We start from the raw sequence: 20,929 nt of genomic DNA, 5'->3' as shown, positions 1-20,929 counted from the left end.
CCGGACCGGTGAGCAGTCAGGCGTGGGGGACGGTGCCGCAGGAGGCCAGGGTGGCGCCGCGGTAGCCGGTGAGGAACGAGTCCTTGCGCTGCTGGGCGGAGCCGTGGGTCCAGGTTTCCGGGTTGACCTGGCCGGCCTGGGCCTGGATGCGGTCGTCGCCGACGGCCTGGGCGGCACCGAGGGCCTCGTCGAGGTCGGNCTCACCGATGGTGACGTTGNCCGCGTTGTTCGCCAGCGTGCTCCACACCCCGGCGTAGCAGTCGGCCTGCAGTTCGAGCTGGACGCTGAGCGGGTTCTCCCGGGACGGGTCGGCCTGCTGGGCCTGGCGGACGCGCGCCTCGGTGCCGGTGAGCGTCTGGAGATGGTGGCCGACCTCGTGGGCGACGATGTACGCCTGCGCGTAGCGGCCCTGGGCGCCGTAGTTGCGCTGGAGCTGATCCAGGAAGCCGAGGTCGATGTACACCTTGCGGTCCGGCGGGCAGTAGAACGGCCCGACCTGCGACGACGCCGTGCCGCAGCNGGTGCGCACCGCCTGGGAGAAGTAGACCAGCCGCGGCTTGGTGTAGGTCTGGCCGCTGCGGGCGAACTGGGCGCCCCACACCTCGTTGATCTCGTTGAACGCCTTGAGGACGAAGCAGTCGTCGTACTGGTCGATCGCCCCGGCGGTGTTGCAGCGCCGGGCGACGTCGCTGGACGTGCCGCTGCCCGAGGTGCCGCTGCCGGGCTGCGACAGCGGCGACCCGGCCGAGTCCGACCCGCCGCCCCCGAGGACCGCGACGAGCAGGTAGATGACGACGCCGAGGATGCCGGCCCCGCCGCCGCCGACCGCGAGCCCCCGGCCGAGCCCCCCGCCCCCGCGCTGGTCCTCCAGCTCCGAGGCATCCACCGACTCGTCGTCGAACTGCATGTCCCGCCCTCCACCGCGCCCCGGGACCGTCCGATCCGCCCGAGTTCCGCACGCAGTATGTCCGGATCGATCAGGATCCGAACATCGACCCGCCGAACCGGCGGCGGGCGGCGCGCCGGGGGCGTCAGCGGGAGGGCTGGTCGGCCGCGTCGAGCTGGCGGGCGAGCAGGGTCTGGTCGAAGTAGAGGCGGTTCTCGGTGATCAGGCCGTGCTGGACGCGGTAGACCTCGACGACCCGCAGGGTGACGCGCCGCCCGGTCGGAGGGTGCTCGGTGCCGTCGGCGTCGCGCAGGACCCCGGTGTGCGTGGCCGTGAGGGTGTACTCCTCGACGACGAGCTCGCCCTGCTCGGCGAGGATGTGGGTGTCGACGTCCGCGTCGCCGAACGCGGCGAGGAAGGCGGCGCTGTAGCCGGCGGCGGCGTCGCGCCCGGCGATGCGCACCCCGCCGGGGGCCTCGACGACGAGGTCGTCGTCGAGCAGCGCGTGGACCGCGGCCTCGTCACCGGCGTCGAAGGCGTCCAGCGCCCGCTTGACCGTGTCCAGCGCCTCCCCCATCGGGCCCTCCCGCTGCGTCGCCGCGACCTCACTCAGCGGAAATCATCCCATCGGACGCGGCCGTGCGACGACGAATTCACCGGATCCCACCGCCGCCGGGCCGACGGGCGGCACCACCGGGCAGGGCCGAGGGGCGAGGGGCGGGGCGGCGGATGGCGGTCAGACGCCGGTGGTCGAGCCGGGGCGGAGGATCATCAGGACGGTGACGGTGGCCCAGAGCAGGTTGAAGATGCCGGCGGTCATCGCGAGCCGCTTGGTGCGGGCGAGCGCGATGCCGTTGCTGGTCGCCGCGCCGCTGTCCAGGGCCGCCGCGACGCGGGAGGGGGGCAGGCTGTGCGTCGGCATGTCGGCGGTCGGCAGGTCCATGACCGACAGACCCCGGGCGGCGGACCCACCCTCGGGCGAGGCGTCGCCGGCGCCGGCGTCGCGCGCGGCCCCGGCGGCGGTGATCTCGTCCATGAGGTTGCGCTGCGCGGGCAGGATCGCGAACGCGAGCACGAGTGCGGCGAGGCCGGTCAGCGCAATCGCGACCATGAGCCAGGTCTGGCCGAGAACGTCGAGGCTCTGCGCGGTGAAGAATCCGAACACGACCACGAGCAGGCCGAGCGCCGAGTAGATCCCGCAGATCCGGTACAGCACCCGCGCGATCCCGGCGGAGTGCTCGTCACCCGGGCGGGCCAGCGCCGCGCGGGCGGCCGGCGGGAACATGCTCGCCGCCACCGTGACCGGNCCGATCGCGACGATCGCGGCAAGGACGTGCACGCTGAGCAGGAACTTGGTCACGGTTTCGCCCCGCGGGACGCCTCGGGCGCCGACCGCGGCGGCCGAGAACACAGCAACCGGGAGCACAGCAAGCAGTTCACGCAACACACCTCGCCGGGACGGGCATCGCCCGGCCGCGAAGCCGCGGGGATCACCAAGCCGCGGGGATCGCCGAGCCGCGGACATCACGGAGCCGGGAGAAGGGTCGGACGGTTCGACGTCGACGCTACGACCGCCGGGACGCCGGCACGCTGACAGGATTGCCAGGTATCGCCGTCTTCTCGCCAACCCCCGCCGTGACCGCGGTCCCCGGCCTCCGCCCGTCCGCGCCCCTCAGGCCTCAGACCAGCGCAAATAGCTCAAATGCTCTCAAAACTCCCCGGGCGACGACGGAAAGGAACCGTTCGCCACCATCGGGCTCGCCCGGACCCCCGACCTCGCGCGCTTCCCTGCGACCAGACCGGGACGACCAGACCGAGAGGTCGCACCGGGACGACCGGACGGGGGGCGGACCCGTCGAGTCGCCGCGGGCTCCGCCAGCGGGCCGGAGGCGGGCGAACGGAAGCGGGCGAACAGGTGCCGCGGGCCGGTTAGGTTGGCCGGTATGCACGTGGTGGCCGTCCTCGCGATGGACGACGTCGTCCCGTCCGACCTCGCGACACCGCTGGACATCTTCGGTCGCACCCGCCTGGCGGACGGCCGCCCGGCCTACGAGGTGCGGCTCTGCGCCGCGGACGCGGAGGTGACGGCGGGCGCGTTCGCCCTGCGCGCCCCCTGGCGCCTCGACGCGCTGACCTCGGCGGACACCGTCATCGTGCCGGGTTGCGACAATCCCGCGACCGAGCCGGACGCCCGGGTGCTGGACGCGCTGCGGACCGCCGCGGCGGGTGGGGCGCGCCTCGCCTCGATCTGTGCCGGCGCCTTCGTCCTCGCCGCGGCGGGCCTGCTCGACGGGCTGCGCGCCACCACCCACTGGATCGCCGCGGCGGAGCTCGCGCGGCGCCATCCCGCCGTCGACGTCGACCCGAACGTCCTGTTCATCGACAACGGCCAGATCCTGACCTCGGCCGGCGCCGCCGCGGGGCTGGACCTGTGCCTGCACATGGTGCGCCGCGACCACGGCACGGCCGTCGCCGCCGAGACCGCCCGGATGTCCGTCATGCCGCTGCAGCGCGACGGCGGGCAGGCGCAGTTCATCGCCCGTGAGCAGCCGCCGCCCGACGGCACCGAGCTGGAACCGCTGCTGGGATGGCTGACGGCGAACATCCACCGCGAGCTCACCCTCGCCGACATCGCGGCGCACGCGATGGTCAGCACCCGCACGCTCAACCGCCGCTTCCGCGAACAGACCGGGTTGACGCCGGTGGCCTGGTTGCAGCGCTCGCGGCTGCGCCGGGCCCAGTACCTGCTGGAGACCACCTGCCATCCGGTGGAGGCCATCGCCGCGCAGGTCGGCTTCGGCTCGCCGGCCGCGTTCCGGGAGCAGTTCCGCCGCCTGGTGGGGACGAGCCCGCGGGCCTACCGGCGGACCTTCGGCGGCGGCGGCGTCCTCGCGGCCGCGCCCACACCGATGGGCCACCGGAGCCGGACACCTCACCGTCCGAGGTGACGCAGCCGAACCACCGGGGCGGGTCCGCGGGCCGTCTGGGGGATGATGCCGTCAGCGAGTGACCCACCTTGTGCCGTGCGTCTTCGGAGGGGAGTCGGTATGCCCGTGCAGGCCGCCGTTCGGCTCGATGTCCGGCTGTTGCTGCGGATCGACGACCGGGTGCTGCTGGCGCGACCACCGGACGACGTCTGNCACGTGCTGCCCGGCGGCCCCGTGGCCGGCGGCGAGAGCACCGACGACGCACTCGAACGGCAGGTGGGGCGGCTCGCCGGGCCTCGGGTCGTCTCCCGGCAGTTCGTCGGCGCGGTCGAGCACGACGGCTCCATCACCGGCCGTTCCCCGGAATCCGCGACGGACCACGTGCTCAGCGTGCTTTTCGCCGGCGTCTGGCCGACCGGCATCCCGACCCCGTCCCGCTGGGGGGAGCACACCCTCGTCCCGGTGAACATCGACGTCCTGCTCGCGACGCGGCTGCGCCCGCTGTCCATGGCCGAGGTCGTGCGCCGCTGGCTGGCCGAGGGCTGGCCGCTGTGGCGTGGGCTGGACCCCGCCGGGGCCAACCGGCGGCTGCCGTCGCTGGCCTCACTGCGGGCGCAGCTGTTCGCCCGCCGCGAGGAGCTGCGGACGCTGGCCTTCCGCGACGCGGCGGTGGCGATGTGCGCGCTGGTCACCGCCGCCGACGGGCACATCGACCCGACCGAGCGGGAGGGGCTGCGCGGCTTCGCCGCCACCGACCCGGTGCTGTCCCAGTTTCCCGAGCAGGACACGGTGCGGCTGTTCGAGGCGCATCTCGACCGGCTGACCACGGACTTCACGGCCGGCCGCCAGGCGGCGTTAGCCGAGATCACCAAGGTGCGCGGCCGGGTGGCGCAGGCCGCCGCCGTCGTGCGGATCGGGCAGGTCATCGGCCTGGTCGACGGGGAGTTCGTCGCCAGCGAGCGGGCGGTCGTGCGGGAGGCGGCGCTCGCCCTCGGCCTGGAGCCGGCCGAGTTCGCCCTCTGACCCGGCGGCCCGGCCGCAGCCACCGGGCGGAGCGCCCCGAGGTCACCGCCCCGACGGCCTTGGCGCCGACGGTCAGGCGTCGTCCTCCGAGNCCGCCTCGACGACGCGGACCGTGCCCACCGCGCGCCAGTTCACCGCCAGGACGTCGCCGTCCGCGAGGGCGATCCGGTCGAGCCCGACGTTGCCGGCCCGGCCGCTCATCACCTCTTCGGCGCGGCGGCGGAGCGCGGCCGCGTCGGTCCCCGCCGGCAGGTCATACGCCCGGCCGTCGAGCACCAGCCGCGCCATCCACCCTCCCGCACCACCCGACCGCACCACCCGACCGCGCCACCCGACCGCGCGACACGACCGAAACGTGGACCGGAACCACCGACCGGACCGTCGACCGACAGTAATATGTTCCGTACACGGAGTGCGCCGTCGTGAGTCGGGCGGCGCCGGGCGCGTGCTCGTTCCGCCGTCCTGCGCTCGTTCAGTCGTCCTGCTTGATCCCGAACCACCCCATGACCTTGCCGCCGAACTTCAGGTCGCCGTCAATCTTGATCTTCCTGGTGAGGAACAACTTGGCGCCGCTGACCTGGCCGACAAGGACCCGCACGAACCGGACCCGGTCCGTGGTGATGGTCAGCGCACGGTCCNCCGGCGCCGTGCCGGAGCCGGCGGACGGCTCGGTCNCCAGCGTGCAGGCGCCGTCGACGACGTGCAGTTCGTAGGTGCGGGTGCTGCCCTCCGGCCCTCCGGTGAGCGCGAAGCGGACCAGCGCGTTCTCGCCCTGCGCCTGCTCGGGCCGGAACGTGTCGCGCATCTGCCGGAAGATCTCGTCAAGGACGCGCTCCCCGGCCGGGCCACCCAGCAGATCGGAGATCTCCCGCTCCGACAGGGTGGACAGACCACTGACGATCTTGGCCGGGTCGGCCGTGGGGTCGACGGCGAGGTCGGACATGGCCACTCCATTCGTTGACGGGCGGCCCGCCAGGCGACGGGCGCGGCACGAGCACGCTAGCGAACCCCTCGGCGGCATTCGTCGCCCGGGGCGCCCGATCGGGCCCCCCGCGCCGGGGTGGCTATCGTGATCGGAGTGGCCGGCCCGGCGTTGCTGCGCATCGAGATCGACGGCTGTCCCGTGTCCCTCGACGATCCGACCCCACTGGCCCTGCTTCCCCACGGTCATTTCACGGTCATGCAGGTCCGTGACGGCCGGACCCGCGGTCTCGACCTGCACCTGCGACGTCTCGATGCGGCGAACCGCGAGCTCTACGCCGAGCCGCTCGACGGCGAGCTGGTGCGCGCCCGGATCCGGGCGGCCCTGGCCGCCTCGACCCGCGACGCCACCGTGCGGGTCGTCGTCACCGGCGCCCCGGACCCCGGCCCGACGCGGCTCATCGTCGCGGTGGGGGCACCCGCCGAGCCGCCCGCGCCCCCGCAGCGACTCATGTCGGTGCCGTACACGCGGCCGTTCCCGCACCTCAAACACCTGGGCACGTTCGGTCAGCTCCAGTACGGCCGGCTCGCGCGCCGGCACGGCTTCGACGATGCGCTGCTCACCGGGCCGGGCGGCGTCATCACCGAGGGCGCGACGACCAACATCGGCTTCCTCGCCGGGGACACGGTCGTCTGGCCGGACGCGCCGGCCCTGCACGGCGTGACGATGGCCCTGCTGGAGCGCTCCCCGGACAGCGCGCGGGCGCCGGTGCGGCTGGCCGACCTCGACCGCTTCGAGGCGGCGTTCGTCACGAACTCCCGCGGGATCGCCGCCGTGGCCGCCGTTGACGACCACCACTTCGCCGGCTCGACGCCGCGCATCGCCGACCTCGCCCGCCGGTACGAGGCCGTTCCCGCCGACCTCGTCTGAGAGGTCGGCGCCCGCGACTCGGCGCCCGCGGGGTCGGGGGGTGTCGCGCGCCGATCGCGCGCGCCGGCCCGCAGCCTCCGGTGGCCACGGAAAGGTCGAAGTCAAATCATCTTTCTGTCTGGACGTGCTTGTTTCATCGCTGCATCGACGACCATTTCCGCGAGATACATTCGATGCCACAACCGGGCCGTCACGGAACCACCACGAGCCATTTCCCGGCGGCGGAATGCTAGGTACTGTCATGGCTCCGCCGAGATTTTCCGGCGGGTCCGAACAGTCCGAACCGGATACGGTTCCGTGTCGTCCGTGAAGGAACACCGCGCCGATGCCGCTTTCCTCAGCAAGGCTCCTCATAGCGCTCCTGCTGCACGAGCAACATCGCGTCGAACCCGCCGGGGTGCCCGTGCGGTATCCCTTCCCGCCGCCGACAGAGCGCCACCTCCTGCGCGCCGCGACCGCCGTTGCCGCCGGCCGCTCCAAGGGCGCCCTGCGTGAGCTGCGCCAGAGCGAGCACGACCCCGCCGACCCCGACCACGTGGCGGTGCACGAGGCGCTCTACCTCGCGGCGCTCGCCCTCGACCGGAACTGGTCCCCGGACGACGCGGGCCTCCTACGGCCCTCGCCGGCCACGACCGGCCGGTCCGCAGCCCCACCCCGCGTGCGCGACCCGGCACCCGCCGGCTCCCGCGCCGACGGCCCGCTGACGGCCTGGACGGCGCAGGCGATCATCCGGCAGCGCCACGACCTGCTCGCCCCGACGACCGCGGTCATCTGCGTGCTCGCCGCCGAAGTGATCCCCGCGATCCGGATGGCCCGCGCCCGCCTGCTCGCCGCGTCGTTCCCGTCCGCGTCGTTCCCACCAGCGTCGGTCCCACCAGCGTCGATCGCCGGCACCGAGGCAGCCGCCGAGACCCGACCCCCCCTCCCGGCCGGCTCCCCGGCCGCGCCCGGCGACGTCCACCCGGGCGGGCCCGCGGTCGTCCCCGTTCCCGGCATGACCCGACCGACCCCCGGCACGCCCACCGCCCGCAGGCTCGGCTCCAGCCACGCGCCCCACGCCAACCACTCCCCCCACGCCAACCACGCGCCCACCACCGGGGCGAGGCAACGGTCCGCGGCCGCCGGGGAGGGGCGCGCACACGCGGTCGCCACAAGACACGGTGCCGCCGGTACCCCCTCCACCGGCGGCACCGGCGGGGACACCGCCCCCTGGCTCAACACCCTGCCCATGGTCCTCGGCTGGACGGGTGCGGCGGGGCTCGTGCGGCACACCGCCTCCACCCATGGTCTGCACCGGACGGGGCCCCGAGCTCGCTCCCGTGCCGGCGGCTTCCTTCCCGCCATGTTGGGCTGGGGCTCCACGATCGGCCGATCGGTCGCGGGACACCCGCCGTCCCCACGCGGGAACGCAGCGCGCGCTGCGCGCGCCGACGACGACGACACCCGAACGCGCCTCGGGGCCCCCGGCGAGTCCACGGCCACCCGTGCCACGAGGATCACCTCACCCGCGGAGGCACCCCGGGGCACAGCGGAGGCTCCCCACGAGCCGCTCGCGCCCGACCACCCGCTGCCACCCGACCGGCCGCCGGACGGCCCGATCTCGCCGGCCGCCGCGGCCGGTCGCAACGCCGCCGTCGCCCAGGACTTGGAGATCCCCAGAAGCACGAACCCCGTGGCCATCGCGGTCGGGCCGGACTCCCCGCTCACCACGAACACCGCGGCACTCCCAGCCACGGGCCGAGCCCCGGCGCGAAGCAACCCGACCGATCCGATCATCCCCACCGGCACCATCACCCCCACCGTCATCGCCACCCCCGCCGCTATCGCCACCCACGCCGACACGGCCACCCACGCCGACACCGCCAGCCACGCCGACACCGCCAGCCAACCCGGCACGGACACCACACCCGGCACGGACACCGCACTCGACCCGACCGGCTCTGCTGCCACCGCCCTCGCCGCGACCAGTTCCCCTACGCCGACGACTCGGCCCTCCCCGACGCCAGCGCCCTCCCCGACCTCCACGACGTCCACGCCCGCCGCTGTGGTCGCGCTGGCACGCCCGGCGACGACCGTGGCGGCGGCACCCGACGCATGCGTCGAAAGCGCGGCGCTGGCGGCGGTGGACGCGCTCACGATGGCCGACGCGTTCGTCGCCCGGCTGGCCGAGCTACCCGTGCAGCAGGCCAGCGCGTACGCCCGGATCCTGCGCGCGGACCTGCTGTTCCGGTTGGGCCGGGCGGCNGAGGCCGGCGTCGCGCTGGACGCGGTGGAGACGGCGGGCGGGGTCGACGACGCGACGCTCGCGCACGCGGCCCTGGTGCGAGGCGACTGGGCCGGATTCCCGGACGGCGGGGCGCAGACCCTCGGCCGCGGACCGGACGGCGCGCCGATCCCCTCGACCCGCCCGGCCTACCTGGGCCGGGCCGAGGAGCTGTGGCGCCGGTCGCTGGCCGCCTACGGCCGCATCAACTCCGACGCCGGGCGGGCCGCCGGGTTGCTCCGGCTCGCCGAGGCGCCGACTGCGACGGGCCGCCCCATCCTGCGTCGTGCCCGCATCGACGAGGCCGCGCGCCGGGCGCGGGCCGCCGGCAACGATGCCCTCACCTGGGCCGCGCGGGTGCACAGCCTGATCGAGCGGGCCCGGACCGGCGAGGCGTCCGCGACGGAGCTACGGATCATGATGACGGCGCTGGCGGAATGGAGCCGTTTCGACGGGAGCACCAGCTATGGCCGTGGGCTGAGCAAGCTCCTCGCGGTGGCGACCGGCGGCACGGTGACCGTGAGCACCGCATGACCAGGCCGCCGCGGCGCGATCCGGGTGGTGGGCGGGCCGGCCGGTCGGCCCGGGGTCAGCTGCGCCGGCCGGGAAACGGCGGCGGCGAGCCCGAACGCTTCCGGCGTCCTCGGAGCACACCGATCCGGCCGCGCGCCGTGTCCTCACCCGGCAGGCCCGGTGCCCCGGCGGCCGGCGATGCCGCAGCCGCGGTGGTCCCGACCCCCTCGGCCGCAACAGGCGAGGTTTCGCCCTCCGAGATGCCACGCGGCTCGGCCGGGCGTGGCATGTCGGCACGCGGCTCGGCCGGGCGTGGGAGGTCGCCACGGGGATCGCTCGCGGGCAGGGTGACGGCGCCCGGCAGGCTCGCACCCGCGCCGACGGGTACGTCCGGGGACCGTGCGGCGACGGGGTCGTCGCCGAGGGGCGGATTCGCGGGATGACCGGGCAGGGTCACCCAGGCGGTGCCGGTGTACTTGTCACCGACGGACACGTCGATCTCGCGGAACTTCGTCGGGTCGAGATCGCGCAGCGACTCGGCGGCGGTCTCGCGGTAGTACTCCGGGGTCAGNGCGAGGACCAGGTCGGCGTCCGGGTAGCGCTCCAGCAGGGCGCGTACCTGGGGGGCGTCGATCAGCCGGGCGGCAACCACGACGGCGTCGCCCGGGGCACCGGTTCCGTCGATGATCACATCGCCGTGGTGCAGCGACATCCGCAGCCGCAGCCGACTGTCGGGTTCCCGGCCGTTGTTGTAGGCGCGCTGGGCGATCTGCAGCTCGCGGACGAAGTCGCTGGCGAGGCTCACCTTGGCGACGGAACCGTGCACGGCGCCGAGGTAGCCGTCGCCGCGGTCCTGCAGCAGCCGGATCGACTCCGTGGGCAGCCGCAGCCCCGCGACGGCCGTCGCCACGATCTCCCGCAGCGCCGCCCGCCACTCGACCTGGCCGAGCATGCCGCGCCCGCTGTACCGGCGGGCATCGAGGAGGAACACGCTGACGGGCTCCGGCAGGCGCGACGCCGATCGTCCCTGCCCCCGCGTCACCGGAAGGATGTCCGGTGACGCAGTGGCGCCGAGCAGAGAAGGCGCCCCACCCTGACCGGCCGCGAAAACCGGGCTGGCCGGGAACTCCTGCGCCGCGGCGGCCAGCAGGCGTGCCCGGCCGTCGACGAGCAGACCGTTCTCGAGCAACCCCGAGATCTCCGACCAGTAGTCGTACGGCGAGCCGGACAGCTCCGGCACCCGGGCACGGGACAGACCGGCCCGCTCCAGGAGCAGTCTCGCCTTGTAGTGCGTGCCAAACCCACTGGCCAGCGCCCTGATCTCGCCCTCGCTCAGCCGCTGCGTCACGAGTCCCCCGAACCGGTTCCACGATGTGGCGGGCGCCGACGGGCCTCGGCCGGCCGGCGCGATATCCGCGATCATTGTAGTCCCGGGACCGCCGACCTCGGCCGGATGCGTCTCATCCGTGACAGGTCCGGCGCGAATCCTCGTCGGCGGCGCGCGGACGGTGCAGTGCCGTCCGCGCGCGCCGCGGTTGGTGCGCTGTGTCTGAAGGGGCTTCGCCGGGAGGGCTCAGATCAGGCCGAGCGCGCGGACGGCCTCGCGCTCCTCGGCGAGTTCCCGCACCGAGGCGTCGATCTTCTCCCGGGAGAAGGCGTCGAGCTCCAGGCCCTGCACGATCTCGAACTTCCCGCCGGCGGCGGTGACCGGGAACGAGGAGATGAGTCCCTCGGGCACGCCGTAGGAACCGTCGGACGGGATCGCCGCGGAGGTCCAGTCCCCCTCGGGGGTGCCGTTGACCCAGGTGTAGACGTGGTCGATCGCGGCCGAGGCGGCCGAGGCGGNCGACGACGCGCCGCGGACCTCGATGATCTCGGCGCCGCGCTTGGCCACCCGCGGGATGAACTCCTCGGCGATCCACTTCTGGTCGCCGACGGCCTCGGCGCCGCTGCGGCCCCCGACCTGGGCGTGGAAGATGTCCGGGTACTGGGTGGCCGAGTGGTTGCCCCAGATGGTGATCTTGCGGATCTCGGCGCTGGGAACGCCGAGCTTCTTCGCCAGCTGCGCGATCGCGCGGTTGTGGTCGAGGCGGGTCATGGCGGTGAACCGCTCGGCGGGCACGTCCGGCGCGTGCGTCTGCGCGATGAGCGCGTTCGTGTTCGCCGGGTTGCCGACGACCAGGACCCTGATGTCCTCCGCCGCGCCGCTGTTGATCGCCTCGCCCTGCGGCTTGAAGATGCCGCCGTTGGCGGACAGCAGGTCGCCGCGCTCCATGCCCTTGGTCCGCGGGCGGGCGCCGACGAGCAGGGCGACGTTGGTGCCCTCGAACGCCCGCTTGGCGTCGTCGAACACGTCCACCCCGGCCAGCAGTGGGAACGCGCTGTCCTCGAGCTCGAGGGCGGTGCCCTCGGCCGCCCGGACGGCCTGCGGGATCTCCAGCAGCCGCAGCCTCACCGGCGTGTCCGCGCCCAGCAACTGGCCCGACGCGATGCGGAACAGCAGCGCGTAGCCGATCTGACCGGCGGCGCCGGTGACGGTGACGTTGACGGGCGTTGAACTCACTGGCATCTCCTGGTACAGGTCATCCGGAAGCTCGGGCGGCGGACCGGGACGACCGGCAGCGATCGTGGACCGGCCCACGAAATGCGATGTCTTTCCTTCGCCCCAGCGATGCTAGTCCGACCGCCTGCAACACGGGCAGCTTGGCGAGGCGGAGCCGCTCACACCCCCCGGGCAGGCGTCGGCCCGGACGGCGGGCGCGCCGGCACCAGGCCCCGGACGTGCGCGGACGGCCCGCGAGGGGTGGGTGCGCCGAGGCTCGTGCCGCCGACGACTCCCCGGCGGTGCCGGCCCCTACTGGCCGATCTCCTCGCCGCAGCGGGGCGCCGGCGGCACGAGCTCGAAATGCTGCGCGTCCGCGGCGACCTGGAGAAAGGTATAGCAGCGGTTGATCTGCCCGAAATGCGAGGAAAAATCGATCGGCGCGGGCAGCAGACCGTCGGCGTCGTAGCCCTTCAGCCCGCGCAGCCCCCGGATGAACGACTCCCGGCTCGGGCACGGCCCGGCCGCGGCGAGGCCCCGCAGGAACATGTCGGCCGAGATCCAGCCGGACAGGGCGGCCTGCTGGGCCGGCGGTGACACCTGCGGGGCGTACGTGACCATCCCGGCGAGGAAGCGCTGGTGCGCGGGCGTGCCCGCCTCGAACGGCTGGTAGTCGACGAACGTGTAGAGGCCGGCGAGCACCGGGCCGAAGACCTTCAACAGCCGCTGGTCGTAGCTGACGGGCGACAGGATCACGCGCAGGTTCGCGCGGGCGGCGCGGGCGCCGACGACCACCTGGCCGAAGGCGGCGCCGGTGACCGCGCCGACCAGGACGTCCGCGCCGCTGGCCCGGACCTTCTCCCCGATGCCGGGGATGTCGATCGGGCCGGTCGCGTCGACGCGGCCGACCACCCGGACGCCTGCCGCCCGCAGGCTCACCGCCAGCTTGTCCGCCATCGTCATCGACGTCGCCGAGAACGCCGACTGCGCGATGACCGCGGTGNGCCCGCCGCGCTCGGCCACGAACGCGCCCCAGGTGGTGACGGACGGCCCGTCAGAGATCATGTTGGAGTAGCTGAACATGTTGTCGTTCTGCGTCCAGGCCGCCTCCAGTGAGGTGCCCGTCACCGGCACCCGGGCGCCGTGCAGGTAGGCCGCGGAGCCGCTGGCCACCGAGGTCGACTCGATGATGCCGAAGACCCGGTCGGTCTGGACCAGCGCGCGGGCACCGGCCTCGTTGCCCGCGGGGTTCGAGGCGTCGTCGCGCCAGGTGTAGTGGACCTGGCGACCGCCGACGCCGCCGGCCGCGTCGGCGACCCCGAGGCGCGCGTCGACGCCGGCGCGGAACGGAGCGAACAGCGACGCCGCGTTGCCGGTGTCGGGGTAGAGCAGCCCGAGGCGAACCGCGTCCGGGGTGACGCCCGGCTCCGCGCAGCCCGGGGCCGTCGGCTTCTCGTCGCTGGACACCCGGCAACCGACCGCGACCAGCGCGACCACGACACCCAGCAGGCCGGCGAGGATGCGGCGCTGCGTCCGCGCTCGACGCCGCGACCCACCCCGCGGTCGGCGCCGGCCCGCGGCCGGGACCGTGACGCTGCTCACTCCACCAACCTTGGCCCAGGACGCCATGTTCCGGTGCCATTCCGTTGATTTTGTGAGATTCGCCGGAGCGGGATGGGGCGGGTTTGGGCTCCCGTCGGCGCCACCGGCCCGCTGGCCCACGCCGCGCCGGGCGGGAAGGATGAGGCGGGGAGGATGGGGCGATGGCCGCGGCGAGACCAACCTTGAAGATCGAGTACTGCACCCGCTGCCGGTGGCTGCCGCGGGCGGCCTGGCTCGCCCAGGAGCTGCTGACCACCTTCGAGGGGGACCTGGCCGAGGTCTGCCTGGTGCCGGGGACGGGCGGGGTGTTCGTCGTCCGGCTGGGCGACCGGGTGCTCTGGGACCGGCGGGAGCAGGGCTTTCCCGAGCCCTCCGCCGTCAAGCGGCTCGTGCGGGACGAGGTTGCGCCCGGGCGGCCACTCGGCCATGTGGAGGCCTCGGCACGCGATCCGGACGCCTGACCGCGGGGAGACCAGAACGCGCGAGAGCAGAACGCGCGAGAACAGGACCGCGGGAGAGCAGAACGCGGGCGGGCAGGACGCGGGAGATCGGGACGCGGGAGATCAGAACGCGGCGGCGGCGGCTCGGGCGATGGCCTCGTCCAGCGGTGCGGGGCCGCCGCTGACCCCGACGGCGCCGACGATCATCCCGTCCCGCCGCAGGGGCAGCGCGCCGGTCAGGCCCGAGCCGGGCTCGACCGGCGGGCGTTCCCACCCGCCGTACTCCTCGTCCCCCGCCCCGGCCCCGGCGGCGGCGCCCTCGCCCCCGGTGTGGTTCACCAGGCGGGCCGGTGCGGCCGACGCCCGCGCCGCGCACGCCCGGTCGACCGAGATGTCCGCGGTCTGCAGGCGGGCGTTGTCCATCCGGACATGGGCCACCAGAATGCCGGCGTAGTCGACGACGGCGATGTTAACCGGTTGACCGAGGTGAATCGCATATCTTTCCCCGGCGGCGATGATCCGGCGGGCATCCTCGAGCGATACGGTCATCCGCGACTCTCCCCATAAAGCGGCGTTCCGGTGCGCCTGACCATAGGCCCAGATCGGCCGTCGGGTGGTGGAAGGCGCGCCGCAGAACAACCGTCGCTCACGGCGGTTCCCCACGCGAGCGGCGGAACACAGAAGGACACAGGTTGCCCGCGGCCGGCGCGGTGGTGCCGCGGCCGGGGCGCGGAACACGGGGAAACAGTGAGGTAGCGCCGGGCGGGTCACCCGGCGGCGCCGTCCGCGCGGCCCCCGGCGGGACGCGGGGGCCCGGGCTCCCCGTCGGCCCCGGCCCGCCGCCGGGGTCGCCCGCCCGGGCCAGACGGGTGGCCCGGGTGGACCACCACCGCCGCGCGCAGGCCCGCCCGTCCGGGTCCGGCGCGCAGCCGTCCCGGCCGGCGCGCCGCCGCCGCGTCGTCTGGACCGCGGTGGGTGGCGTCGCCGGCCGGGACAAGGAGCGTCGCCGCGCCCAGGTGGGCGACGCCGCCTGCACCGAGGTGGGCGACGTCGCCTGCGCCGAGGTGGGTGGAGAAGCCGCGCCCGGGTGGGTAGCGCGGGCGGCGGCGGTCCACGTCGCCGCCGCCCGCGCGGGACACCACGACCGACCGCGCCGTTGCGGAGCGGCCGTGGTGAGTCCGGTGGCGGCGGCCCGGTCAGGCCGCCGCGGCCAGCGGGAGCACGACCCGGGGGAACCGGTGGATCAGCCGGGTCGTGAGCTGACCGCCGTCGAGCATGTCGAGCAGCGCGCCCGCCCGGCGATGGTCCAGCCGGCCCGACCGGTGNAGGCCCCGCAGCCGCAGCAGACCCGGCAGGTGCGCCTCGATGGCCCGCTGGTCCGGTCGGGGGGCACCGTCGAGCCAGGCGTCGAACTGCCCGCCGGTCATGATCTCCCACACGATCGTGTCGGCCACCGCGCCGGTGCCGTCGGTGATCGTCACCAGGTGGGGNACCCGGACCAGGTCGCTGAAGCCCGCCAGGTCCGGTCGCAGCCCGGCGGTCACCACGTTGTTGCCGAGCCGGGGATCGAGCCCGGGCGCCGGGCGGCGCAGCACGTTGCGCAGATGGGAGGCGAAGGCGAGGGCCAGCGCGCTGCGCCCGGGCGGGCTGGCGTGGGCGTGCAGCACGATCGCGTCGACGCCGGGCGAACGCACCTGCTCGGCGGCGGCCCGGACCAACCACGCCGGCTCGACCAGAACGAATCCCACCTGAGCCCGCCGGCGCTCGGCGATGGCGTCGCCGCCGTCCTCCACAGAGCCGGGCACTCCGAGGGTCTCGTGGGTCCACTGGCAGGTGATGAGCCCATCGGCACCCGGCAGTGAGAGCAGGGGAAGGTCTCCCGAGCTGAAGATCCGTTCCGTGGCGGGCGGGGGCATGCTGTCTCCGGTCCGGTTGGCCGGAAGCGCCGCGAAGGCGATCGCCGGCCGCAGGGGCGGGTCGATGCGGATAGGGACAGAACGGGCCTCGTTGCGCCGCATGTCCGTCCGATCCAGCAGGTTGGGGGCCGAGACGACGTCGCGTTGGGACGTCTGGGCCAGCCACGCGTGCTGCGGGCTGCGGGCTAGTGGAGCCCGCACGGCCGTGGCGCACGCCTGCCGGGAAGGGACGACCGGAGTCAGNAGGACCATGATCGCGGACGCCTACTGCAGCAGGTTGTCGAAATCGCCGTCCTTGGCGCCCAGTATCAGCGCCTCTATCTCGGCTCGGGTGTAGACGAGGGCGGGGCCGTTCGGATGCCGGGAGTTGCGGACGGCCACCTCGTCGCCCGGCAGCTTCGCCATCTCGACGCAGTTGCCCTGCGAGTTGCTCCGCCGGCTCTTCTGCCAGGTCACGCGCTCCAGCGCCGCCGCAGACATGCCACTGTAGATCTTGGTCACGCGATCTCCCGAAGCCCCGAGTAGCCGTGCCACGACGGCCCTCACCCACGCAGCTCGCCTGTCGCACCGCCGCACTGCGATGGACCCCTCGCCGACCACGCCGGACGGGAGCAGCCCCGCAACCCCCGCCGATGTGCCCGCGTGTGCGCCTGCACGAACTTCGGCTCACGATACAGCACGGTCAGGTGCACGTGCATCAAGCGGGTCGCATGTGCGCGCCACGGCCTCACGTGCGACCGGTCATGCGGCCGCCGCGGTCGCGGCTGCCCGGCGGGGGCGCTCGCGGGCGGNCGCATCCCCCGGTGGCGCTAGCACTCCTGGTCGGGAGTTCACCGAGATGACCCGAAGGAGGTAGCGAATCGTCCGAATAAACCCGCAAAGTGGTGAATCACGCAGCCGACCAGCGGCTCCGGTAACGGCCCGCCAAGGGACCTGGCCGCAGAAGGGAGCGTGACTTGCGGGAATGGCGTGCAAGCGCGGCGGGTCCGCCGGACTCCGGCGCCAAGGGAGGCCGATCGGGGGCACGCTCGCTGGTGTAAAAGTTCATAGCCCCGACACGTCGGGCATCAGGCCCCGTCCGACGACAACCAGACCCGGAGGCCTCCGAACTCACGAGAGACAACGCAATGGGAACCCATCGCCGGACCACCAGGGAGGTGGTCGCACCACACGGCGTCTTGCCGGCCACATCCCGGATCCACCGTCCCGGTGTCAGAACATCTCCGGCCGCCGCGGCGGCGCACGGCGCGGCGACCGCCACCGGTGGGCGGCACGGGGAGCACGACCGGGCCGTCGACCCGGTCGCATGCGCCCGAGTGGGGAGTCGGGCGCCCTGCCCGGTCCCGCGGTCGGGTGGAATCAGACGACGAGCAACCGCGGACATCCCCGCCCCACGGCCGGGGCGGCGACCGACGGTCCGCAACTCCCGGGCGGGAGGCTGGACCAGCGCACCGGACGGACGTGGGGACCATGGGACAAGCAGTCGGACGGGGGCACGAGAGAGTGGGAGCAGGCGAGTGCGAGCGGGAGGAAGTGGGAGCGACCTCATGGGGCAGCGTCGGAACGGATCGGAAGGCCCACCTCACGGGGAGCTACCACCGATCTCTGGCCACACCTTCGGGGGCACCTGCACCGGCACGCCAGCGGACACCGACCACCGGCACTCTCTGTGAGCGTGTATACAAATAACCCTCACTGCGCTAAACAAGCAGCTGTCGCCAGACAAGAGAACCAGCCGCATAACCGGATCCAGAAGATCAGATGTCATACTCTTGCGTTGACCGATGGCGAGGGGGCCGACCGTGACGACAGCTCAGCCGGGAAGTGGGCCGACCGTGCGTCGGATCCTGCTCGGCTCACAGCTCCGTCGACTTCGCGAGGAGAAGGGCATCAGTCGGGAGACCGCTGGATACCACATCCGCGCCTCCGAGTCGAAGATCAGCCGGATGGNGCTGGGCCGAGTCAGCTTCAAAGAACGAGATGTCGCCGACCTGCTGACCTTCTATCAGGTCACGGACGAAGCTGAGCGTGCTCCTTTGCTGGCGCTCGTGCGCGAGGCGAACACCGCCGGCTGGTGGCAGAACTTCAACGACGTTCTCCCCACCTGGTTCCAGCCGTACGTGGGCCTTGAGGAGTCCGCCCAACTGATCCGCACCTACGAGCTGCAGTTCATTCCGGGGCTGCTCCAGACCGAAGACTATGCGCGAGCCATCATCACTCAAGGTAGTGGNGGAGCGCCGGTCGAGGTGATCGAGCGGCGGGTGAGCGTCCGGATCAACCGGCAGAAGTTGCTTTACCGCAAGAGCCCCCCGCGACTGTGGGTGGTCATTGACGAGGCAGCGCTGCGCCGGCCCATCGGCGGCCCCAAGGTGATGCGGGCGCAGATCGAGCACCTGATCAACATCGCGCCGTTGCAGAACCTCACCCTGCAGGTGATGCCCTTCGCCTTCGGCGGCCACGCGGCCGAGGGCGGCGCGTTCACGATCCTGCGCTTCCCGGAGATGGACCTGCCCGACGTCGTCTACCTGGAGCAGCTCACCGGCTCCACCTATCTGGACAAGCGCGAGGACGTCGACCGGTACATGGAGGTCTACAACCGGCTCAGCGTCGACAGCACGACCCCGGCGTCCACCCCGGACGTCCTGCGGCGCATCGTCAACGAGTACTGAGTCGGCNCCGGGCCCGGCCCCGCGCCACCTGGCCCACCTGCCCCACCTGCCCGGTGCCGGCCGCCCGCGCCGCCGCTCAGCGGCCCTGGGGCCCGACGACGGTGCCGGTGCCGCCGTCGAGACCGGTGCCGCTGTCGGCGTCGGCGCACGCGGACGGCGGCCAGGTGAGCTCCAGGCTCAGCCACTGATCGTCCAGATCGACGCCGATGCCCACCGTCGGAGCACCCGGCGCCGGCCCGGCGGCATCGTCACCGGCACCGTTCGGCCAGGGCCAGGGTGGCGGCGGCACCCGGTCCGACCAGGGCAGGGCGACGAAGACACTGCCCCCGGCGGGCGACCACAGCACCGTGACGATCGCCCGCCCACCCGCGGCCGCGGCGAGCAGCGCACCGACCCGGTCGGCCAGCGCCGCGCGCACCGGCGCCGGGGCCGAGCGCAGATCGCCGGAGAGCTGGATCTCGACGCTGATCCCCGCGTTCTCGGCGTCGGCGAGCACCGGGTCCAGATCCGCCAGCGCGGATGACGGCCCGCCGCCGGTCAGCATCCGCCGGATCGCCGCGGCCCGCACCGCGCAGCGGCTGCGCACGGCCGCAGCCCGCGGGTCGAGCCGGCCGTCGGCGATCCCGGCCAGCAGCGGCAGCGCGTCCGCCTCCACGGAAGCCAGCCACTGGGCGCGCTCGCGGCGGATCATCAGCGACGCGTCGATGCGCGCGGCGACCTCGGCCTCGGCCGCCAGGGTGTGCGCCGTGGCGTCGGCGGTGGCGCGCAGCAGCGGGCCGAGCATGGCGGTGACGATCTGTACGCCGCACACTCCGTAGACGTTCGAGCTCAACCGGGCGAGCACCAGCGGGTTGTCCGGATCCCGCAGGAGAACCAGACCGACCAGCAGCAGGATCGCCGCCACCAGCGCGACGATCCACTCCCGACGAGGCCGGGAGGCGGTGATGAACGCCAGCAGCAGCGGCAGGACCAACAGGGGCCAGTTGGCGATCCGCACGATGTCCGGCCCACGGGTGTTCGCCGCCCCGACGACCGCGGCCGCCAGGGTCATCGCCAGCAGCACGAGTGATTCGGCGCGGCCCAGCGGCCGGTCCCGAACCCGCCGCGCGGTCTCGGCGATCACCAGCGCGAGGACCACCCACAGCAGCGCGGCGACCGGGCGCTGCCGTACCCAGCCGAGCGTCGCGGCCAACGGCGCCAGCATGACGACGAGCCAGAGCCCGGCGACCTGGCCGACGGCGCGCCGCTGCCCGGCGGCGTAGGCGTCGCCGAGGTCGGTGGCGATCGCGGTGACCCCCCGCCGGTCGGCGGCGACCCCGCCGCCACGACCCCGCGCCGGCCTCGCGGCCGCCTGGGGTTCCGCGGAACCCGCAGGACCGTCGGGGCCGGCGGCGCCACCGGTGGCGAGGTCAGGCGTCGTGCTCGGCGTGCGCCACTGGAGCCGCACGGTGGTGCCGCGACCCGGCGCCGAGACGATGTCGACCGTCCCGGCGACGTCGTCGAGCCGACCGACGATCGAGCGACGCAGGCCGAGCCGGGCCGGGTCGACGCGGGCCGGGTCGAAACCGCGGCCGGCGTCGGACACCTGCACGGTGACGACACCCGCGCCCCCGTCGAGGCGGACCCGCGCCCGCCGGGTGCCCGCATGGCGCTCCACGTTCGCCAACGCCTCGCCGACCGCGCCCGCGAACGCGGCACCGACGACGGCGGGCGGCTCGATGCCCGTCGCCCCACGGGCGGCACCGCGCAGGTGGCTCGCGCCGGGCAGGCGGTGGCCGCCGGGCAGGCGGTTGTCGCCGGGCAGGCGGTTGTCGAAGGTGACCCGCAGCCGCGGACCGTTGGCGTTGCGGACGACCTCGGCCAGGCGTTCGCCGATGGCCGGCTCGTCGCCCTCGTCCGGGTCGAGCAGGCCCTGCACGGCTGCGAGACTCTGCGCGCAGCGCCGACGGGCCAGCGCCACGTCTCGCCCGCCGCCCCAGGCGATCCCGGTCAGCGTGTTGAGGACCGTGTCATGAATGATCCGCTCGCGCTCCCGGCGATCCCGGGCGACCGCGTGGACTGCGGCCTCGCCGCGGTGGCGGGCCACGACGTTCGCCCAGCGCCGGTCGGCGGTGCGGGCGATCTGACGCAGCCGGCCGATCGCGAGACCCAGCAGCCCTGGCACCAGCACCAGGATCGTCGACTCGACGATGACCTGCGGATTGTGCCCCCAGCCCCCCGCCAGAGTGCCCGCGCCGAGCAGGAAGACACNCGGCGCGGCCAACGTGGGCGGGAAGGCCCAGACCGCGACGACCGC

The 20,929-nt window shown here is 74.0% G+C and carries 14 protein-coding genes and 10 pseudogenes; 9 read left to right on the top strand and 15 right to left on the bottom strand.

The genetic code is table 11. The features are described from left to right. Positions 1-16 precede the first annotated feature (16 nt). The 5 genes and pseudogenes from UK94_RS44135 to UK94_RS75865 form a co-directional block, all read right to left on the bottom strand. Positions 17-198, bottom strand: a pseudogene (locus tag UK94_RS44135) (neutral zinc metallopeptidase); the annotation flags it as partial. A gap of 21 nt (positions 199-219) precedes the next feature. Further along, positions 220-519, bottom strand: a pseudogene (locus UK94_RS44125) (neutral zinc metallopeptidase); the annotation flags it as partial. A gap of 1 nt (position 520) precedes the next feature. Then, positions 521-907: neutral zinc metallopeptidase (locus UK94_RS44120; protein ID WP_235486949.1), on the bottom strand; the 387-nt coding region annotated here is incomplete at its 3' end. 124 nt (positions 908-1,031) lie between these two features. Beyond that, on the bottom strand, positions 1,032-1,463 hold the full coding sequence (locus UK94_RS08020) for a nuclear transport factor 2 family protein (RefSeq protein ID WP_055749281.1): 432 nt from the start codon (positions 1,461-1,463) through the stop codon (positions 1,032-1,034). A gap of 159 nt (positions 1,464-1,622) precedes the next feature. Beyond that, positions 1,623-2,171: a protease gene (locus UK94_RS75865; protein ID WP_306281810.1), complete on the bottom strand. Its 549-nt coding sequence runs from the start codon at positions 2,169-2,171 to the stop codon at positions 1,623-1,625. Positions 2,172-2,829: 658 nt separating this feature from the next. Here UK94_RS75865 and UK94_RS08010 point away from each other — a divergent pair. The 3 genes and pseudogenes from UK94_RS08010 to UK94_RS08005 form a co-directional block, all read left to right on the top strand. After that, complete coding sequence (locus UK94_RS08010; RefSeq protein WP_041939733.1) at positions 2,830-3,834, top strand: helix-turn-helix domain-containing protein; 1,005 nt, start codon at positions 2,830-2,832, stop codon at positions 3,832-3,834. A 99-nt stretch (positions 3,835-3,933) separates the two neighbouring features. After that, a pseudogene (locus UK94_RS44115) lies at positions 3,934-4,025 on the top strand (NUDIX hydrolase); the annotation flags it as partial. Between the two features lies 1 nt (position 4,026). Continuing rightward, on the top strand, positions 4,027-4,836 hold an 810-nt coding region (locus UK94_RS08005), incomplete at its 5' end, for a TerB family tellurite resistance protein (protein ID WP_235486947.1). Positions 4,837-5,308: 472 nt separating this feature from the next. On the opposite strand, the pseudogene UK94_RS44110 reads toward UK94_RS08005, so the two are convergent. Both UK94_RS44110 and UK94_RS73085 read right to left on the bottom strand, forming a co-directional pair. After that, positions 5,309-5,474: pseudogene (locus UK94_RS44110) on the bottom strand (SCP2 sterol-binding domain-containing protein); the annotation flags it as partial. Positions 5,475-5,511: 37 nt separating this feature from the next. Then, a pseudogene (locus UK94_RS73085) lies at positions 5,512-5,779 on the bottom strand (alkyl sulfatase); the annotation flags it as partial. 126 nt (positions 5,780-5,905) lie between these two features. Between UK94_RS73085 and UK94_RS07990 the strand changes: the two are divergent. After that, positions 5,906-6,688 carry an aminotransferase class IV gene (locus tag UK94_RS07990; RefSeq protein WP_235486944.1) on the top strand — a complete coding sequence of 261 codons (783 nt, stop codon included), beginning with the start codon at positions 5,906-5,908 and terminating at the stop codon, positions 6,686-6,688. Positions 6,689-8,933: 2,245 nt separating this feature from the next. Beyond that, positions 8,934-9,485, top strand: a pseudogene (locus tag UK94_RS44100) (hypothetical protein); the annotation flags it as partial. A 551-nt stretch (positions 9,486-10,036) separates the two neighbouring features. On the opposite strand, the gene UK94_RS44095 reads toward UK94_RS44100, so the two are convergent. The 5 genes and pseudogenes from UK94_RS44095 to UK94_RS44080 all read right to left on the bottom strand — a co-directional run. After that, a partial coding sequence (locus UK94_RS44095; protein ID WP_235486942.1) for an effector-associated domain EAD1-containing protein occupies positions 10,037-10,887 on the bottom strand: 851 nt, incomplete at its 3' end. A gap of 150 nt (positions 10,888-11,037) precedes the next feature. Beyond that, a pseudogene (locus tag UK94_RS44090) lies at positions 11,038-11,309 on the bottom strand (malate dehydrogenase); the annotation flags it as partial. Between the two features lies 1 nt (position 11,310). After that, the coding region (locus tag UK94_RS07975) for a malate dehydrogenase (protein ID WP_235486940.1) at positions 11,311-12,027 on the bottom strand (717 nt) is incomplete at its 3' end. A gap of 291 nt (positions 12,028-12,318) precedes the next feature. After that, a pseudogene (locus UK94_RS44085) lies at positions 12,319-13,009 on the bottom strand (ABC transporter substrate-binding protein); the annotation flags it as partial. Position 13,010: 1 nt separating this feature from the next. Next, on the bottom strand, positions 13,011-13,635 hold a 625-nt coding region (locus UK94_RS44080), incomplete at its 3' end, for an ABC transporter substrate-binding protein (RefSeq protein WP_235486939.1). A 134-nt stretch (positions 13,636-13,769) separates the two neighbouring features. On the opposite strand from UK94_RS44080, the gene UK94_RS07965 reads away from it, so the two are divergent. Further along, on the top strand, positions 13,770-14,069 hold the full coding sequence (locus tag UK94_RS07965) for a SelT/SelW/SelH family protein (protein ID WP_055749274.1): 300 nt from the start codon (positions 13,770-13,772) through the stop codon (positions 14,067-14,069). Positions 14,070-14,171: 102 nt separating this feature from the next. Here UK94_RS07965 and UK94_RS07960 read toward each other — a convergent pair whose 3' ends face one another. From UK94_RS07960 to UK94_RS07945, 3 genes are all read right to left on the bottom strand, one after another. Then, positions 14,172-14,597 carry a heme-binding protein gene (locus tag UK94_RS07960; protein WP_041939738.1) on the bottom strand — a complete coding sequence of 142 codons (426 nt, stop codon included), beginning with the start codon at positions 14,595-14,597 and terminating at the stop codon, positions 14,172-14,174. Between the two features lie 218 nt (positions 14,598-14,815). Beyond that, on the bottom strand, positions 14,816-15,187 hold the full coding sequence (locus tag UK94_RS07955) for a hypothetical protein (protein ID WP_157734154.1): 372 nt from the start codon (positions 15,185-15,187) through the stop codon (positions 14,816-14,818). Positions 15,188-16,228: 1,041 nt separating this feature from the next. Next, positions 16,229-16,465 carry a DUF397 domain-containing protein gene (locus UK94_RS07945; RefSeq protein ID WP_009742485.1) on the bottom strand — a complete coding sequence of 79 codons (237 nt, stop codon included), beginning with the start codon at positions 16,463-16,465 and terminating at the stop codon, positions 16,229-16,231. A 1,301-nt stretch (positions 16,466-17,766) separates the two neighbouring features. Here UK94_RS07945 and UK94_RS44075 point away from each other — a divergent pair. The 3 genes and pseudogenes from UK94_RS44075 to UK94_RS44065 all read left to right on the top strand — a co-directional run. Then, positions 17,767-17,914 (top strand): annotated as a pseudogene (locus UK94_RS44075) (helix-turn-helix transcriptional regulator); the annotation flags it as partial. Between the two features lies 1 nt (position 17,915). After that, positions 17,916-18,194: pseudogene (locus tag UK94_RS44070) on the top strand (Scr1 family TA system antitoxin-like transcriptional regulator); the annotation flags it as partial. Between the two features lies 1 nt (position 18,195). Further along, positions 18,196-18,633: DUF5753 domain-containing protein (locus UK94_RS44065; RefSeq protein WP_235486937.1), on the top strand; the 438-nt coding region annotated here is incomplete at its 5' end. Between the last annotated feature and the right edge of the window lie 2,296 nt (positions 18,634-20,929).

The sequence above is a fragment of the Frankia sp. AvcI1 genome (genome assembly GCF_001420875.1).
GTDB lineage: Bacteria > Actinomycetota > Actinomycetes > Frankiales > Frankiaceae > Frankia > Frankia alni.
This window is presented reverse-complemented; position numbering and strand designations above follow the sequence as displayed.

What these genes read in the sequence shown, in the direction of transcription:
- UK94_RS08010 (WP_041939733.1), top strand. Translation starts at nt 2,830, where the DNA reads ATGCACGTGGTGGCCGTCCTCGCGATGGACGACGTCGTCCCGTCCGAC.
- UK94_RS07960 (WP_041939738.1), bottom strand. Translation starts at nt 14,597, where the DNA reads ATGACCGTATCGCTCGAGGATGCCCGCCGGATCATCGCCGCCGGGGAA.
- UK94_RS08020 (WP_055749281.1), bottom strand. Translation starts at nt 1,463, where the DNA reads ATGGGGGAGGCGCTGGACACGGTCAAGCGGGCGCTGGACGCCTTCGAC.
- UK94_RS07965 (WP_055749274.1), top strand. Translation starts at nt 13,770, where the DNA reads ATGGCCGCGGCGAGACCAACCTTGAAGATCGAGTACTGCACCCGCTGC.
- UK94_RS75865 (WP_306281810.1), bottom strand. Translation starts at nt 2,171, where the DNA reads ATGTTCCCGCCGGCCGCCCGCGCGGCGCTGGCCCGCCCGGGTGACGAG.